The organism is Leptotrichia sp., from assembly GCF_057270615.1.
On the sequence record NZ_DBHIXN010000039.1, the window covers coordinates 1 to 18,647 of the forward strand.

Here is an 18,647-nt window from a genome sequence, read left to right on the forward strand (position 1 = left end):
CTAAAAACATCAGTTTATACTCAAGCATCCTCAAAAACATTCCCCATCCATTATCCCCTACACTTTTACCAAAATTTAATACTTGGCTCATCCCTTTCATATTCAAATCCTCAACAACCACAGCATTATATTCTTCAGACAATTTTTTCGATAATTTATGCAAAAAATCTCTTCGGCAATTTTTGATATACTCATGCAATTTTGATATTTTCGCTTTTTGCTTATACCAATTTTTAGAAAATTTCACTTTTCTCGATAATGATTTCTGTAATTTTTTCAATTCTTCTTCCAACATCCTAAAATATTTTGGATAATCAGCTCTTTGGTTTTCAGAGCTGACAAATAATTCAGACATTGAAAAATCAAGTCCAATTACTTTATCATTACTTGGTACTTTTTGAATTTCTTTTTCAAATTCTGTCAAAACAGAAACATAGTAATTTCCATTACTGTTTGTCAATGTTACTGACTTTATCTTGTAATCCTTCGGTATTTCTCTATGATATTTTAATTTTATTCTTTTCAATTTTGGCAAAACCAAATATTTGTTTTCTTCAACTCGTATCGAATTGTTCACACAATTTGTCGTGTAACTTTTAACATTATTCTTTTTAGATTTGAATCTTGGAAACTTTGCTCTTTTTTGAAAGAAATTCGTAAATGATCGTTTTACATTCAATTGAGCATTTGAAAGTGCCAAGCTGTCCACTTCTTTTAAAAATTGATTTTCACTTTTCAAACTGGCAGGTGTAATTATTTTATTTTTTCCAGTTTCTTCATAAATTTTATTCGCAGTATACAAAATTGTATTGTAAACAAAACGAACACATCCAAAAGTCTTATTTATCAATAATTCTTGCTCTTTATTTGGATAAATTCTATATTTGAATGCTAAATTATATTTCATGAAATTACACCTCCTTTTGATTTTGAATATTATTTTTAATGACTTCTCTTCAATATTTTATACAAAAATTTTATCATGGATGTATCCTTTTTTCAATTTTTTTTACAAAAAAAGCAATTCATCTCCCACTTATAGAAAGCCTACGACTTCTTGCTATCTTTTTGTTAAAATTTTTTATAATTATAATAAGGTATAAACTTTTTATTTTTATTTTTAAAAAAATATTATATATTATCGGACGTTTTTTGTTTTTATTTTATTTTATTTTTTTACTAAAGTTTATAAATAATATGATTGATATTGATAAGGAAGAACAGTATTAATATTATATTTATTATACCAATGTTTTTTTATTTATATTTCATCTATATTATTCAAAATTATTCAAATAATTATTTTAATTTTTTGAAAGTAATATTAGGTTTAATTAACAAAAATATATGCATTATTGTAAAAAATATGATAATATATAAAGGAATTATCTTGTATATAAATATAATTGTCAAAATTTATATTTAATTTAAAAAGAAAGTAGGTAAAAAAATGAGAGATGTAACACCAAAAAGTAATTTTGAAATATTAATAAAATGTCTGGGAATAGCAATTGGAATTGTGGCAATAGTTGCATTATTAAAATTGGCACTTAAAATATTTTTATCAGTGGCGATATGGATAATTCCAATTACTATAATATTATTTATTTATCAAAAGTTCAATGATAGATAGGGAAGGGAAAAACTAAAAACTTTCTTTTTCTTTAGTTATATGGTATGATAAAATAAAATAGGTGTGGAAAGCGAGGTATAAGTTATGAAAAATTATATAAAAAATATGAGTAAGAAAGACTTGGTATTGTTAAATATACGTAAAATGTATGATTCGTATGGGTATAAAAGGATTTCACTTCCGAGCTTTGAAGAATATGATTTGTATAATGAAAATAAGGATTTTATTGATAGAAATGTTTTAACTGTGATGAGTCCGAACGGGAAATTGCTGGCTTTGAGACCTGATATTACATTGTCAGTTGCTAAAAAGATTTCTAAAGATCAGTCTTTGAAATATAGTAAAATCTATTATCAGGAAAATACTTACAATTTGGCAAAATATGTAGGATATGAGGAAGATGAACAGCTTGGAATTGAGCTGATTGGGAAAGAGTCAACATTTTTAGATTTTGAAATTGTAGATCTTGCATTAAAAAGTCTGAATATTATAAATGAACAAAGTTTGATTATTTTATCACATACTAAATTTATTTCTTCAGTTTTTAAAAATCTTAATTTAGAATATGAAGTAAAAGAAGAAATTTTTGATTGTATAAACAAAAAAAATAGTCATGATATAAAAAAGATATTAGAAAATAATAAGTTCGTTCCAAAAAATGTGAAAAAATTAATTTATAAAATTCCTGAATTATCAGGGGATTTGGATGAAATTGAAAAAGAACTTTTAAAATATGATATAAATAATGATATAAAAAAAATACTTATTGAGCTTAAACAATTAAATAATTTACTTCTTAAATTTTATAAAAAGTCGAAAATTATATTTGATTTTTCTGTCATAAAAAATCTAAATTATTATAATGGAATTATTTTACAAGGATACATCGAAGGATTTCCAAATGTAATTTTGACAGGTGGAAGATATGACAAGTTGTTTGAAAAGTTTGGAGTTGATACAGGGGCAGTTGGATTTGCAATTTTAACTGATAGCTTAAAAGGATATTATAAAAATGAAGATAAGAATGACTTTGAAGTGCTAATTACTTATGACAATAGTGATTTTGAGAAATTAGTAAAAATTGTAAATGATTTTCAGGCAAAAGGACTTCGTGTTAGAACTGAAAATATTGAAAATTTTAAGGAAAATGATAGTGATATTTTTAATTATGATGAGAAATACTTGTTTGAAAATGGGAATTTAATTAAAGAATAAGAAAATTACTCAAAAAATTAATAAATATAAAAAACAAAGTAAAACGAAAGGGGCTTTTATGATAAATATTGCTCTTCCTAAAGGAAGATTAGGAAATAAAGTATATGATTTATTTGAGAAAATAGGTTATGAAAGTTCAGAAATAAAGGAAGATAATAGAAAATTGATTTTTGAAAATAATGAAAAAAATGTTAGATTTCTTTTGGTAAAGCCATCGGATGTTGGGGTTTATGTGGAAAAGGGAAGTGCGGATATTGGAGTTGTTGGAAGAGATGTACTTCTTGAGGAAAATCCTGATGTTTATGAACTTATGGACTTGGGATTTGGAAAATGTAAATTTGCAATTGCAGGACCTTTAAGTTTTAAGGAAAATTTTGATAGACCGCTAGTGGTGGCAACAAAATATCTTAATGTATCAAAAAAATATTTTGATTCAATTAATCGAGATGTAGAACTTATAAAGTTAAATGGTTCCATTGAAATAGCACCAATTTTGGGGCTTTCTGATGTGATTATGGATATTGTTGAAACTGGAACAACTTTGAAAGAAAATAATTTAAAAGTATTGAAAACTATTGAAGATATAAGTGCTAGGTTTATTGCTAATAAGTCGAGCTATAGATTTAAAAATGAAGAAATAGAAGAAATTGTCAAAAAGATAAAGAACATTTTATAAAAATAATTAGTATTTTTTTTATTAAAAAAAAATTATAATTTTAAAATAAAAAATGAAATGGAGTGATATGTTATGATTAAGACTATAAAATATTCAAAAGACGTTGATTTGGAAAAGGAACTTGCTAGAAGCCAGTTTTCTTATGATGATGTAAATGAAACTGTAGAAAATATCTTAAAAGATGTTAAGGCAAGAGGGGATAAGGCTTTGATAGAGTATACTGAAAAATTTGATGGAGTAAAACTGGAAAATCTGGAAGTTACAGAAGAAGAAATTCAAAGAGCTTTTGATACAATTGATAAGGAATTACTAGAAGTTATTCAATATTCTCATGACAATATTAAAAAATTTCACGAAAAACAAGTTAGAAATGACTTTTTAATAAGACAGAAAAACGGAGTAGTTTTGGGGCAAGTAGTTAATCCGATTGAAAAAGTTGGACTTTATGTTCCAGGGGGAACAGCTGCTTATCCATCGACTGTCTTGATGAATGCAGTTCCAGCAAAAATTGCTGGATGTAAAGAAATCGTAATGGTAACACCTCCAACAAAAGATGGAACAATTTTGCCGTCTCTTTTGGTTGCTGCTAAAATTTCTGGAGTTGACAGAATCTTTAAAGTAGGTGGAGCTCAATCAATTGCTGCTCTTAGTTACGGTACAGAAACTATTCCAAAAGTTTATAAAATTGGAGGTCCTGGAAATATTTATGTTGCAATGGCAAAAAAAATGGTTTATGGAGAAGTTTCAATTGATATGATAGCAGGTCCAAGTGAAGTATTAATTATTGCTGATGAAAGTGCAGATTCAGTTCATACAGCGGCAGATTTGTTATCGCAAGCAGAACATGATAAATTGGCAGCTTGTATATTAGTTACAACATCGCAAAAATTAGCAGATGAAGTGGCAGTAGAAGTAGAAAAGCAATTAAAAGAACTGCCAAGGGAAGAAATTGCCAGAACTTCTATTGAAACTCAAGGGAGAATTATTGTTGTAGAAAATATGGATGAAGCTGTTTTTGTAAGTAATTTTGTGGCACCAGAACATTTGGAATTAGCAGTAGATAATCCTTTTGAATTATTGCCAAGAATAAAAAATGCAGGTTCAATATTTATGGGTCATAATACCCCTGAACCACTTGGAGATTATCTAGCAGGCCCAAATCACACATTACCAACAAGTGGAACAGCTAAATTTTCATCACCTTTATCAGTAGATGATTTTATTAAAAAATCTTCATTTATTTATTATTCAAAACAAGGTCTTGAAGAAGTTAAGGATAAAGTAATTAAATTTGCTGAAAATGAAGGGCTTACAGCACATGCTCGTTCAGTTTCTAAAAGATTTGAAAAATAATAATCTTATTTACTCCGTTGTGTTTTTATCTTTTATGTGATAAAATTAATATAGTTAAAAAATAGGCAGTTTTAGTCGCAGTTCTGAATAGTATTTATTTTTAGTAAAATCAAGGCTTATAAATAAACAATTTTTAAATGATCTGAAAAAATAATGATGTATTATTTAGACAAATTGTGATATACTATTTATATATGAGAATAATATTTTAGATAGGAGGATATATGGGGATTTTTGATTTTTTTAAATCTTCCGAAAAGAAAGATAAGGAAAAGGAAAAAGCTAAAGAAACAGTTAGCAACGGCAGTAATGTCAATGAAAAAAATACTAAGATTAAAAAACAGATTTATGATATTACAAACAATGAATCAGAAATAATGGAAAGTGGTAATTATTCAGATGATTTTACAGAAATTTCCTATTACGATGATTTTGGAAAAGAATTTAAGATGCCTAAAAAAGACTGGCTTGACAAAAAGTTGTATCCATCTATAAGAAAAAATTGGAATAATATGGATGGATTGTATCCAATAATTCAAGATGCTTTTTCTAAAGGAATTTATACGGAAGTAAAAGAAGCTGTACTAAGATTTTATGCATCAGATGAAAATTTTGAGAGAAAATTGATTTTACTTGGAACTTATCATGCAAAGACAGGTGCTTATCAGAATGCTCTTGAACTGTATGAAAAAAACTTGAATATTGATAATATAACAGAAAGTTTATGTATAGCGTATGCAGAAGTTTTGGAATCTTGTGGAAAGGCCCCTGAAGCTGAAAGAAAATATTATGATGCACTTGAAATTAATCCAAATTCTGCAACAGCATTTAAAAAGTACTTTGATATTGTTAAACGAAGAAATGTTAAAGAATATGAAAGCAAACTTGAAAAATTATCCGAAATAAATGGAAATTGGCGTGCTAAAATGATGAGAGCTATGGTTTTCTTTAAAAAAGGAGACAAAGAAAGCGGAAATTATTTTTTAATAAATGCCTTGAAAGAATCTGGATATAATTCAGAAGTAATGTATATTACGTCAAGTATTTATATTCTTAACGAGCTTTATGATGAATTTAAGCAATACGTACTTGCATACTACAATCCAGAAAAGCATAATGCATATACTGCCTTGAATGTTTTAAAATACTATAAAGTAAGAAACTTATATAAAGAAGGTCTGGAATTGTGTAAATTTACATCTAAATTTCCATGGATTGAACATTACAAGAAGTTTATGTACTATGAGGATTATTTTTGGAAAATGAAAGTGAATTCTGAAAGCATAAACAACAATGAAAATACCTTAAATCATTTTTTTTCAACAAACAAGCCAATTTGGTACTATGAATTCAATCATCCTGAATTTATGCTAAACCAAGTTAGACGTGTAAAACCAAATGTTCTTATATTGACATTTACTTCAATAGGAGAAAAATCAGAGCTAGCTGAAAATTTAGCAATTTCATTGCCTTTGTACTTAAATGAAAATTTACATTATAAGACAAATTTGAACTATCAGCTGGCAATAGCTTATAACAAAGAAAATTTATTTATATCTAAAAAACGATATAGTATAGATTATATGAAACTGATAAGACAGCAAAACAACAATTTGAATTTTGTTCTTGCAGGAAATATTTTAAAAATGCCAAATGTAGAAAAATATGAAATTGAAATTTATCTTTATGATACGTTTAATGAGCAAAAGTCAATTTTAGTTAACAAAATTTATGATGAAAATAATATTTATAGTGTTCAAAATGACTTGTTAAAAGCTGTAAGCACTTTTTTTGAGAGAGATTTTTCTATAAAATATGAAAGAAATTTAAACAATCTAGCTTTATTTTCTCCAAAGTTAAAATTTTTAATACAAAGTAAAAATCACAAGGAACATCAATCGTGGAGATATAAAAAACTTCTTTCAGATCAGATTGATGTCGTTCTTGAAGATAGAAACAACGATTTGAAGAAAATAAATCTTTTGGCTCTTCTATGTGAAATAAAGAAGACAAACAGCCAGCTTTTAAAGTTTCAAAAACCTCTTATTTACAGTATGAATATTCACGGAATATTTGAAACACAGACACTAAAAATACTCGCACCAATCATATTCAAAATATATGACGACGATGTTAATTTTCAGGCAAATATAGAAGCCTTAAATATTACAGATTCAAATTATTTGAGCTGGATAAATAAGTTTTCGGGGGAATAAATTATGACTTTAAAAAAAATAGTGGCAACGGTAATATCTGTTTTTTATATATTCACAAATTTTGATTTCTATAATTCAATTTTTCATGAATATACAAATGACAGGCTATTTCATACAACAACGTTTCTTGGTATTGTAGAAATGTTTTTCTGGATTATTTTATTTCTTTCAGTATTTCAATTTGAGAATAAAGATATAAAGAAAGGCGATATAACAAGGGAAGAAAGACAAAAAGAAACTAAAAAAGACGAAAGGGATTTAGCAATTTGCTTTTTCATATTCGTAGCAAGTTTAATTTGTGTAAATATTTCCCGTGTACTTTTGGCAAGTTCACCCTATATAAATGATATAGCATCAACTGTAAGTTCGTATACCATGTTTATTGGAGGCACAAGAATACTGTTTATTTTTTCATCAATAATGTTTATTTTTATTGCAATAAGCAGAAGAAATAATCTATTGATAGCAATTTCTGCAATAAATTTTATAATTTCTATAATGATATGGCTAGATTTTGATACAAATATTACTGCTATTATGAGAATTATTATAGCAATTCTGGCAATTATCTATTATTTAAAAAATGAAAATACAGGTAATCCAAAATATGAAATAAGCAACAGAAAGAAAATTAGTAATAAATAAAAAATTAGGAGGAAGATAAATAAATGAAAAAAAATATAGCAAATTTATTATTTCTAGCATCAATACTATCTATTGGAAATATATTAAATGCACACAATCAAGATGTTTCAAAAGATGTTAAAAAACCAGTAGAAATACGTATTGATGATAGTGGACAAATAATGAGAGATCAATCTATTTCAAACAAAAAAAATAAAAACAACAAAAATAGTAATAACGGACAAACTAATGGACAAACTATTGAAAATATCCGTATAAATACAACTAACCAAAGAGGAGGAACTGCAACAATATCAAATTCAGCAGGGACAATAACAGTAGATAGCTCATATAATTCACAAGGTCAAGATTATAGACAAAAATTTATAATTCTGCATTATACAGCTGGGAACAGAGACTCATCTTTAAAGACTTTGACTCAAAATGAAGTAAGTGCACACTATCTAGTTTCAGATGATAAATCAGAGCCTGTTTATTCTTTAGTTGATGAAAATAAAAGAGCTTGGCATGCTGGAGTTAGTGACTGGAAAGGAAGAAATAATCTAAATGATACTTCAGTTGGGATTGAAATTGTAAATGGTGGTGATGTAACTGGTACGTTTGTTCCATACAAAGATTTTCAAATAAGAGAAGTTGCTGTTTTGGTTAGATATTTAGCTGACAAGTATGGAATTCCTGCAACCAATATTTTGGGACATTCAGATATTGCACCACAAAGAAAATCTGATCCAGGTCCATTATTCCCTTGGAAACAATTGTACACACAATATAATATTGGAATGTGGTATGATGATGACACAAAAAACAATTACCAAAGAGAATATGAAACTAAGTTAAGTATGACACCTGTTTCTGAAATTCAAAGAGAATTAAATAAATTTGGATACGGTATAAGTATAACAGGTTCATGGGATAAACAAACCAAAAATGTAATAAAAGTATTCCAGCATCATTTTAGACCATCAAATTACAATGGAGAAATGGATGTTGAAACATTTGCTATTTTAAAAGCATTAAATGAAAAATACAATAATAAATAATAAACTTGTTTGAAAACTGTCAATTTATAGGCTAATAACAAATAGTTCTAGAATTGATTATCAAATTATAAAAATAAAAAAACATCAGACAGTTAAGAAAATAAAGAAATTAGAGGAACTATCAACCATTAATAACAAAGAAAGGAAAAATTATAAAATGAAAAAGTTTTCAGATAGAGTTTTAAATATGCACTATTCACCAATTAGAAAATTAGTTCCATATATTGATGAAGCTAAAAAGAACGGAGTAAAGGTATATCAGCTGCATATTGGACAGCCTGACGTGGAAACACCTGATACATTTTTTGAAGGCTTGAATAACTATAAGGAAAAAATTGTAAAATACACAAATTCAGCTGGAATAATAGAGCTTAGAGAATCATTTTCTAAATCATATAAAAAAGTTGAAATTGATCTTTTACCAGAAGAAATTTTAATTACTCAAGGTGGAAGCGAGGCTATTCAAATTACGCTTCAAACTCTTTGTAATTCTGGAGATGAAGTTTTGGTTCCTGAACCATATTATACAAACTATGACAGTTTTTTAAGAATTGCTGATGCAAAGCTGGTTCCAATTGAAACTTCAATTGAAAATCATTATCATTTACCAGCGAGAGAAGAAATTGAAAAATTAATTAATCCAAAGACAAAAGCAATAATGTTCTCTAATCCAAGTAATCCAACAGGGATTGTTTTTAGACCAGAAGAAATGGAATTAATAAAAGAAATTGCAATAAAATATGATTTGTATATTGTTACAGATGAAGTTTACAGACAATTTATTTATGATGATGAAATTGCAAAGAGCTATCAGTCATTTATGTCAATTCCAGAAATTGAAGACAGAGTAATTCTAGTAGACAGTATTTCTAAGCATTATAGTGCGACTGGAGCAAGAATAGGTGTTATCGCTTCTAAAAATAAAGATTTTATGGCACAAGCATTAAAGTTTTGTCAAGCAAGATTGTCAGTTTCAACAATTGAGCAATATGCAAGTACAAATTTAATAAATACTTTGGATACGTATATTGACAACACAAAATTAGAATATAAGGTAAGAAGAGATATGATTTATAATAATATTACTAAAATACCTGGTGTTGTCACATATAAACCAAGTAGTGCATTGTATCTGATTGCAGAGCTGCCTGTAGATGACATTGAAAAATTTGCAATTTGGTTATTGACTGAATTTAGGTATGAAAATCAGACATTATCATTTGCTCCAGGTCCTGGATTCTATACCACACCTGGAAAAGGAATGAAAGAAGCTAGATTTTCATTTTGTACTCATAACTTGATTGAAATTGAAAATGGAATGAAAGTACTTAAAAAAGCGTTGGAAGAGTATAATAAAAAATAGTTTTTATAAAATTTTATTAGTAGACTTGTTTAATAATTCAAAATTTTGGAATTTTTTTGTGATTATGAAAGCAAGTCTAATTTTATAATATTAAAATAAAAGATAAAATTATAATTAGCCTTGTTTATAAACAAATTAAAAATATCATAAAGCAAAAGTTTAAGAAGCTTCTTTGTGAAAAATAAATCATATTATATTTTTTAAATAAAAAAATTTGGGAGAGAAATTAATTTAATGAACAACAATGAAAATATTGAACAAATAGAAAATACAGAAAGCTATATTGAAAAAGACATAAAAAATGCAAAAGAAATTTTGGAAAAAATGAATCCTAATCAAAAAATTAATTATCATACAATTTTAACAAAATTAATTTCAGATTGGAAAAGTAAAAATATTCGTCCAAAAATAATGATTCATAGCTGCTGTGCTCCATGCAGCACCTATACTTTGGAATTTCTTACACAATATGCCGATGTAACTGTGCTGTTTGCTAACAACAATATTCATCCTAGAGCTGAGTATGAGAAAAGAGCTTTAGTGCAAGAGGAATTTATAAATAAATTTAATGAAAGAACTGGAAATAATGTAGGATTTATCGAGGATGAGTACAAGCCAGCTGATTTTTATCGGGCGGTGAAAGGATTGGAAGAGGAAAAGGAAGGCGGAAAAAGATGTACTGCCTGTTTTCAAATGAGACTTGATATTGTTGCCAAAAAGGCCCAAGAGTTAGGATTTGATTATTTTGGAAGTGCATTAACATTGAGTCCTCACAAAAATAGCCAATTAATAAACACTTTAGGATTAGAAATTCAAGAAATTTTTGATGTAAATTATTTGCCGTCAGATTTTAAGAAAAATAATGGTTACAAGCGTTCTGTAGATATGTGTGCAGAATACGATGTTTATCGTCAATGTTATTGTGGATGTATTTTTGCGGCATTGGATCAGGGGATTGACTTGAATGAGTATAAATAAGAATATTAGTTGTTAAAATAGAAAAGAAATGTAATTAAAAAAATTTCTATTACAATCGACTTGTAAAAAATATACTTTTTATGTTATAATAAAAACAATTAATTATTTGATAAATAAATAAGGAGATGAATAAAAAAATGAATTTTGTTTATATTTCACCACAATTTCCAAAAACTAACTGCGAATTTTGTGATAGATTAAAGAAAAATGGAGTAAATGTATTAGGAATTGCAGATATAGAGTACGATCAATTAAATCAAAAATTAAAGGACAGTTTGACTGAATACTATAAAGTTTCTAGTCTTGAAAATTATGACGAAGTATTAAAAGCAGTAGCTTTTTTTACTCATAAATATGGAAAAATAGACTGGCTTGAGTCAAATAACGAATATTGGCTTGCACAAGATGCAAAACTTCGTTCGGACTTTAACATTACAACAGGGATAAAAGCAGATAAAATTGCTAATATTAAAGAAAAATCAAAAATGAAAAAAGCATATAAAAAAGCAGAAATACCATCTGCAGACTTTTCATTAGTAACAACACTTGCAAAAGCAAAAAAATTTATTGAAAAAGTTGGATATCCAGTTGTGACTAAGCCAGATAATGGAGTTGGAGCAAGTGATACTCATAGAATTAAAAATGAAGAAGAATTAAAGAAATTTTTTGAGAACCGTAATAAAAATGTAAAATACATTATGGAAGAATTTGTTAATGGTGATCTTGTATCTTATGATGCAATTATTGATTCTAAGGGGGATCCTGTTTTTGAAAGTGGTATATTTGAACCTGCGATTATGGATGTTGTAAATGATAGACTTGATGTTTTTTATTATGTTGAAAAAGAAATGCCTGAAAAATTATTAGATGCAGGAAGACGAGCTATAAAAGGGTTTGGTATAAAAAGCAGATTTGTTCATCTAGAATTTTTTAAATTAAATGAAAATAAAGACGGATTAGGTAAAAAAGGTGATTATGTAGGACTTGAAGCAAATATGCGTCCAGCAGGAGGATATACTCCTGATATGTATAATTACGCTAATAATACAGATGTTTATCAAATTTGGGCTGATATGGTAACTTTTGATAAGATTGAAAAAGCAAAATTAAATGAAAATATTGAAAAAAATTACTGTGTTTATGCAAGCCGTCGTGATAATAACAATTATGTTCATTCACATGATGAAATTAAGCAAAAATATGGAAATGCAATTGTAATGGATGAAAGAATGCCAGATATTTTTTCAGAAGCAATGGGAAATTATATGTATACAGCAAAATTTCCTAAAATGGAAGAAATGGAAGAATTTATAAACTTTGTACATAAAAAAGTTGAAGGATAAAAAACAAATTATTAAGGAGAAAAAATGCAAATAGAATATAGAAAAGAGTATAGCCATATTCTTGGAAGAGAAATGGAATTTAAAAGATATGGACATGCTGGAAAACCAGTTTTAGTATTTCCTTCACAAGATGGAGATTGCAATCAATATGAAGAATTTGGGATGGTAGATGTTCTATCAGATTATATTGAACAAGGAAGATTGCAGTTATTTTGTGTGGGAAGTGTTGATAGAGAAAGCTGGTCAGATATAAATGGTGATCCAAGATATAGAATAGAAATGCAGGAAAAATGGTTTAATTATATTGCAAATGAATTTGTACCTAGAATGCAAGATATTTCTTGGAGAAGTGATATTATTGTTACGGGATGCAGTATGGGTGGAGCACATGCAGGAATTTTATTTTTCCGTAGACCCGACTTATTTGATACATTGATTTCATTAAGTGGAATGTTTGATGCATCAATGTTCTTTGGAGATTATAAAGATGATTTAGTTTACAATAATTCTGTTGTCGACTTTTTAAGAGATATGCCTTGGGATCATTATTATTTAGATATATATAGACAAAAAAATATTATTGTATGTATCGGACAAGGTGCATGGGAAGGTGAATTGCTTCCAAGTAATAGGGAATTAGCTCACATTCTTTATGAAAAACAAGTTCCAGCATGGGTAGATTTTTGGGGTTACGATGTAGCTCATGACTGGGATTGGTGGAGATTACAAATAAGATATTTTATGGAACATTTGGATATTTAAATGCAAAATAATATTTTAAAATAAAATAATAATAAATAAAAGCACTGAAATTTATCAATGAAAATAAATTTTTATTTTTTTCAATAAGTTTCGTGCTTTTTATATAATACAATCTATGACTTATGCTATTTTTATTTATAATTTATAAAAATTTTACACATAATTTATATTTGAAAGTATTCAAAATTAAAAAACTATACTTAATAGTATAAGCATAAAAGAGTCTGAATTTAATAAAAAATAAAAAGAAAGGTATTTTTTTATATATATGTTAAGAAAATTATTTTCTCATCTTAGGGAATATAGGAAAAGTGCATTAATTTCTCCAATATTCATTGGAATAGAAGTTATTTTTGAAATGCTTATTCCAACGTTTATGGCAATGATTATAGATGATGGACTTAATGGAAATAATGGAAAAGGTGATATGAAATTTATTATAGTTATGGGACTTATAACATTGGGAGTGGCGATGTTGTCACTATTATCTGGAATACAAGCCAGTAAATATGCTTCTTATGCTTCAGCTGGATTTGCTAAAAATCTAAGAAAAGATCTATTTTCCAAAATACAGTCATTTTCTTTTACAAATATTGATAAATTTTCTACAGCTGGACTTATTACAAGATTTACAACAGATGTCAATAATATTCAAAATTCGTTTCAATTATTGATAAGAGGATTTGTAAGAGCTCCACTTATGATGTGTGTTGCTATATTTATGTCCTTTATGATAAATCCAGGGTTATCAATGATATTTATTGTTGCAGTTTTATTTTTAGGAACTTTTCTAGCTTTTATCATTTTTAAGGTTCATCCAATATTTACTGCAGCAATTAGAAAATATGATGATATTAATTCTAGCTTGCAAGAAAATATTAATGGAATTCGTGTTGTAAAGGCATATATTCGTGAAAAATATGAAACTGGGAAATTTAAAAAGGCAACAGAAAATTTAAAAAACATGCTATTAAAAGGTGAAAATATTATAATTTTTGTATCTCCAGTAATGCAGTTGACTGTATTTTCATGCATTTTACTACTTTCTTGGTTTGGAGCAAAAATGATTGTTGTGCATGAATTGACAACTGGAGAATTAACAAGCCTATTTGCCTATACAACAAATATTCTTATGAGTCTTCTTATGCTTGCAATGATGCTTGTAAATATTGTATTTTCAAGAGCATCTGGAGATAGAATTGTGATGGTTTTAGATGAGGAGCCAAGCATTAAAAATCCTGAAAATGGAATAACAGATGTAAAAGATGGCTCAATTGTGTTTAAAAACGTAAACTTTAGCTACAGCAACAATCCTGATGTATTGAATCTGACAAAAGTCAATTTGGAAATAAAATCTGGAGAAACTATTGGAATTATTGGGGGAACAGGAAGTGCAAAGTCAGCTCTTGTTCAGTTAATCCCAAGATTATATGATGTTCTTAATGGAGAAGTTCTAGTTGGAGGAGTAAATGTAAAGGATTATGATATAAAAACGCTTAGAGATAATGTAGCAATGGTTCTTCAAAAAAATGTATTGTTTTCAGGAACTATAAAGGACAATTTACGTTGGGGAAATGAGAATGCGACTGATGAGGAAATGGAACATGCCTGTAAATTGGCACAGGCTGATGAATTTATCCAAAAATTTCCTAAAAAGTACGATACTCGTATTGAACGTGGCGGAGCAAATGTGTCTGGAGGGCAAAGACAAAGGCTATGTATTGCAAGAGCTTTGCTAAAATCTCCAAAAATATTAATTTTAGATGATTCAACCAGTGCAGTTGACACAAAAACAGATAAACTAATAAGAGAAGCCTTTAAAAATGAATTGCCACATATTACAAAAATTATTATTGGTCAAAGAATTTCATCAATAAAGGATTCTGATAAAATATTAGTTTTGGAGGATGGAGTTATTACAGCTGCAGGAACACACGATGAACTAATTAAAATGAGCAACGTATATCGTGAAGTTTACGAATCTCAGACAGAAGGGAGTGATAAATAATGACTAAAGATAACAAAAAATCCCAAAAATCTGAATCTAAAAATCAGATAAAAGGGTTAATAAGACTACTGGGGTATATGTTTAAGCATTACAAGATTCGTACATTATTTGTCATTGCATTTATTTGCCTTAGCTCATTCGGAATGGTTGTCGGAACGATGTATTCAAAGGAATTAATAGATGGAGTTATTATTCCAAACATTGGAAAAAATAATCCAGAGTTTTTAAAAAGCCTAATTTCAATAATTTTTAAGATGATAACTGTTTATGCCGGAGCAGTTGCATGTACATATATTTATGAAGTTTTTATGATTTACATTGCACAAGGAACATTAAAAAAATTAAGAGATGATGTATTTATACACATGGAATCGCTTCCTATAAAATATTTTGACACGAATGCACATGGAGATATAATGAGCGTCTATTCAAGTGACATTGATGCATTGAGAAATATGATGGTAGAAAGTTTATCGCAAGTAATTTCTTCAATCATTACAATTATAAGCGTACTTATTTCAATGTTCATCCTAAATGTTCCATTGACATTCTTTGTAGTAGTAATGATTATAATTATGATTGTCACAACAAAGACTATTTCTGCAAAAAGTTCAAAGAACTATACTGCACAGCAAAGAAATATCGGTATTGTAAATGGATATGTAGAGGAAATGATAGAAGGCCTGAAAGTTGTAAAAGTATTTTCGTATGAGAAAAAAGCTGATGAACGTTTTAACAAGCTGAATACGGCATTATTTAACAGGGCAAACAATGCAATGAAATTTGCAAATATTCTAGGCCCTGCTGTCGGAAACCTTGGAAATATAAACTTTGTACTTACAGCGGTTCTTGGTTCAATAATAGTGTTTAATAACATTGCAGGATTTACAATCGGTGGACTTGTATCATTCTTGCAGTTCATAAAAGTAATAAATCAGCCTGTTTCACAAATTGCACAGCAATTAACATCAGTAATACTGGCATCGGCTGGAGCTCAAAGGGTATTTAACCTGCTAGATCAGACACCTGAGCAAGATAACGGCTATGTAACTCTTGTAAATGCAAATATTGATGAAAATGGAAAAATTACAGAAACAGAAAAGCACACAGGTGCATGGGCCTGGAAATATCCGCATTCTGACGGAACAATTTCTTATGAAAGACTGATGGGAGATGTTGTTTTTGAAGATGTTACATTTGGCTACAACGATGAAAAGACAATACTTCACAATATCAATCTTTATGCTAAGCCAGGAGAAAAAATTGCCTTTGTTGGTGCAACAGGAGCTGGAAAAACTACAATTACAAACTTGATTAACAGATTTTATGATATTAATTCTGGAAAAATCCGATATGATGGCATTAACATTGAAAAAATAAAAAAACATGATTTAAGAGAATCGCTTGGAATTGTATTGCAGGACACACACTTATTTTCTGGAACAGTTGCCGACAACATCAGATACGGAAAACTTGATGCAACAGATGAAGAAGTACGTGCAGCCGCAAAACTTGCCAATGCCGATCATTTTATAAAACACTTGCCACAAGGCTACAACACTTATTTAAGCGGTGACGGTTCGAGCCTTTCACAAGGACAGCGACAATTATTGTCAATAGCAAGAGCAGCAATCGCCGATCCACCAGTCTTAATTCTAGATGAAGCAACTTCAAGCATTGATACAAGAACTGAAAAAATCGTGCAGGAAGGAATGGACAAGTTAATGGTGGGAAGAACAGTATTCGTAATTGCTCACAGACTTTCGACTATCAAAAATTCTGATGTGATAATGGTACTTGATCAAGGAAAAATTATCGAACGTGGAAATCACGATGAACTGATTGCACAAAGAGGGACTTATTATCAGCTTTATACAGGGGGATTTGAAAATCAGTAAATTAAATGATTTAATTTTAGTTGTGTTAAAAGAGTAATATTCATGAAGCTCAAATATTTGCTAAAATACGTAAAAATAATATAAAAAATAAAAGAGTGGTATTATCCACTCTTTTTAATTGTAAAAAATTAATTTTAATAATGTCCTCTGCAAGAAATTATCCATAAAACCCCATTTTCATCAATGGCATAGACAAGCCTGTTAGTTTCATCAATTCTTTGACTAAATCCTTTTCTATATTTCAAAGCTTCAGGTTTACCTATTCCATTCAATACTCCATTTCTTTCAATATCTTTTATGAGTTCGTTAATCCTTTTTAAAGTTTTTTTATCTTGAGATTGCCAATATAAATAATCTGACCAGCCATCATCAGTCCATAATTTATTCATCGTCGACCTCGATTAAATCATGAACTTGTCCTTTTCCACTTTTCATCTGAGAAAATCCTCTATCTATTTTTGCAAGATATTCAGCATTTTGGACTGCTTTCAAAAATTGATTATATTTTTCAAACATTTTTTGAACTTCATTATCATTATAAATATCTTCATAAACATTAACAATAACTTCAAGTTCTTTTAAAAAATCTTCTTTTGAAATTCTTTCTACATTCATTTCATCCCTATTATCTCTATATCGTTCAAAATTTAATTCCTTACATTTTAAACTTTTATTTTCAATATCAAAATTTTTCTCTTTGTATAAAAAGCCAACATTTCCAAAACTTTCATATTCCAAATCTTTTGAATAATATTCTATTTTAATATCATTTTCTATTTCTATTCTATATATTTCAGAATATTTTTCTTTTTCTTCAATTTGAAAATAATCAATTCCATTTATTCTAAAAACTCTCTTTTTGTTAAGCATAAATTCTTTTAATCTATCTTTTCCAAGAAGACAAGAAAAAAATTTCTTTTTTATATTAATATCCCAATAATTTATATATTTTGTATAACAATTAATAAACTCCAAATTATATTTATTTTCTTTCTCGTTATATTTTAATAAGAAATTTCTTAATTTATCTCTTTTAAATAAATTTTCTAAATCAACATTTATTCTAAAATTTTTAAATTTTTCCATATATTCTATATAATTATGCAATTCTTGTTCAACAAAACTTATTAAGTTAGCATAATTAGCGATATTTTCAAAATAGTAAATTAAAAAATAAGAAAAAAGTTCTTCATAACCATAATAAACTCTAATTTCACTATCAGAATTACACTCAGAAATATATAATGCTGTTTCATCGGTTTCATTCCAGCCATTATTAATATACATACCTTGACCTTCAACTATTGTAGTTTTTGTTGAATTATCTTCGTATATATTTGAAACTACATATGGAAAATTTCCTATTTCATTTACTAAATTATTAAAAAAATCATATTTATTCATTCCTAACTCTTCATAAAAATTATCTTTTATTTTTTTGATTCTCATTTTCATCTTTTTCCCTTGTATAATATAGTTACATTATACAAGCTCCTTTCTTTAAATTTTTTATATTG

General features: G+C 27.8%; 16 protein-coding genes. 13 read left to right on the top strand and 3 right to left on the bottom strand.

Annotated features, from left to right (window positions below; translation table 11 throughout):
• Positions 1–907 (bottom strand): RNA-guided endonuclease TnpB family protein (locus tag ACO409_RS07620; RefSeq protein WP_485556186.1); only part of this gene is annotated, 907 nt, incomplete at its 3' end.
• A gap of 543 nt (positions 908–1,450) precedes the next feature.
• Between ACO409_RS07620 and ACO409_RS07625 the strand changes: the two genes are divergently transcribed.
• The 13 genes from ACO409_RS07625 (at position 1,451) to ACO409_RS07685 (ending at position 17,130) form a co-directional block, all read left to right on the top strand.
• Positions 1,451–1,633 (top strand): hypothetical protein, encoded by a 183-nt coding sequence (locus ACO409_RS07625; RefSeq protein ID WP_485556187.1) that lies wholly within the window; start codon positions 1,451–1,453, stop codon positions 1,631–1,633.
• Between the two features lie 84 nt (positions 1,634–1,717).
• Entirely contained in the window at positions 1,718–2,848 is a 1,131-nt protein-coding gene (locus tag ACO409_RS07630; protein WP_485556188.1) for an ATP phosphoribosyltransferase regulatory subunit, read from the top strand.
• A gap of 58 nt (positions 2,849–2,906) precedes the next feature.
• On the top strand, positions 2,907–3,524 hold the full coding sequence (gene hisG / locus ACO409_RS07635; RefSeq protein ID WP_485556189.1) for an ATP phosphoribosyltransferase: 618 nt from the start codon (positions 2,907–2,909) through the stop codon (positions 3,522–3,524).
• A 72-nt stretch (positions 3,525–3,596) separates the two neighbouring features.
• Complete coding sequence (hisD, locus tag ACO409_RS07640) at positions 3,597–4,877, top strand: histidinol dehydrogenase (protein ID WP_485556190.1); 1,281 nt, start codon at positions 3,597–3,599, stop codon at positions 4,875–4,877.
• A 224-nt stretch (positions 4,878–5,101) separates the two neighbouring features.
• Positions 5,102–7,093, top strand: a complete 1,992-nt coding sequence (locus ACO409_RS07645; RefSeq protein ID WP_485556191.1) for a tetratricopeptide repeat protein — start codon at positions 5,102–5,104, stop codon at positions 7,091–7,093.
• 3 nt (positions 7,094–7,096) lie between these two features.
• Complete coding sequence (locus ACO409_RS07650; protein ID WP_485556192.1) at positions 7,097–7,738, top strand: hypothetical protein; 642 nt, start codon at positions 7,097–7,099, stop codon at positions 7,736–7,738.
• Between the two features lie 23 nt (positions 7,739–7,761).
• A complete protein-coding gene (locus tag ACO409_RS07655) occupies positions 7,762–8,778 on the top strand; it encodes an N-acetylmuramoyl-L-alanine amidase (protein ID WP_485556193.1) in 1,017 nt (338 codons plus the stop codon).
• A 157-nt stretch (positions 8,779–8,935) separates the two neighbouring features.
• Positions 8,936–10,141: a pyridoxal phosphate-dependent aminotransferase gene (locus tag ACO409_RS07660; protein WP_485556194.1), complete on the top strand. Its 1,206-nt coding sequence runs from the start codon at positions 8,936–8,938 to the stop codon at positions 10,139–10,141.
• A gap of 234 nt (positions 10,142–10,375) precedes the next feature.
• Positions 10,376–11,119, top strand: a complete 744-nt coding sequence (locus tag ACO409_RS07665) for an epoxyqueuosine reductase QueH (RefSeq protein ID WP_485556195.1) — start codon at positions 10,376–10,378, stop codon at positions 11,117–11,119.
• Between the two features lie 137 nt (positions 11,120–11,256).
• Positions 11,257–12,462 carry an ATP-grasp domain-containing protein gene (locus tag ACO409_RS07670; protein ID WP_485556196.1) on the top strand — a complete coding sequence of 402 codons (1,206 nt, stop codon included), beginning with the start codon at positions 11,257–11,259 and terminating at the stop codon, positions 12,460–12,462.
• A gap of 24 nt (positions 12,463–12,486) precedes the next feature.
• A complete protein-coding gene (locus ACO409_RS07675; protein WP_485556197.1) occupies positions 12,487–13,224 on the top strand; it encodes an esterase family protein in 738 nt (245 codons plus the stop codon).
• A gap of 268 nt (positions 13,225–13,492) precedes the next feature.
• Entirely contained in the window at positions 13,493–15,232 is a 1,740-nt protein-coding gene (locus ACO409_RS07680; RefSeq protein WP_485556198.1) for an ABC transporter ATP-binding protein, read from the top strand.
• Positions 15,232–17,130, top strand: a complete 1,899-nt coding sequence (locus tag ACO409_RS07685; protein ID WP_485556199.1) for an ABC transporter ATP-binding protein — start codon at positions 15,232–15,234, stop codon at positions 17,128–17,130. Before ACO409_RS07680 ends, ACO409_RS07685 begins: the two co-directional genes overlap by 1 nt.
• Positions 17,131–17,264: 134 nt before the next feature.
• Here the strand turns inward: ACO409_RS07685 and ACO409_RS07690 are convergent, their stop codons facing one another.
• Together ACO409_RS07690 and ACO409_RS07695 are read right to left on the bottom strand one after the other, a co-directional pair.
• A complete protein-coding gene (locus ACO409_RS07690; RefSeq protein WP_485556200.1) occupies positions 17,265–17,519 on the bottom strand; it encodes a Txe/YoeB family addiction module toxin in 255 nt (84 codons plus the stop codon).
• On the bottom strand, positions 17,512–18,579 hold the full coding sequence (locus tag ACO409_RS07695) for a hypothetical protein (RefSeq protein WP_485556201.1): 1,068 nt from the start codon (positions 18,577–18,579) through the stop codon (positions 17,512–17,514). The genes ACO409_RS07690 and ACO409_RS07695 overlap by 8 nt, the downstream gene beginning before the upstream one ends.
• Between the last annotated feature and the right edge of the window lie 68 nt (positions 18,580–18,647).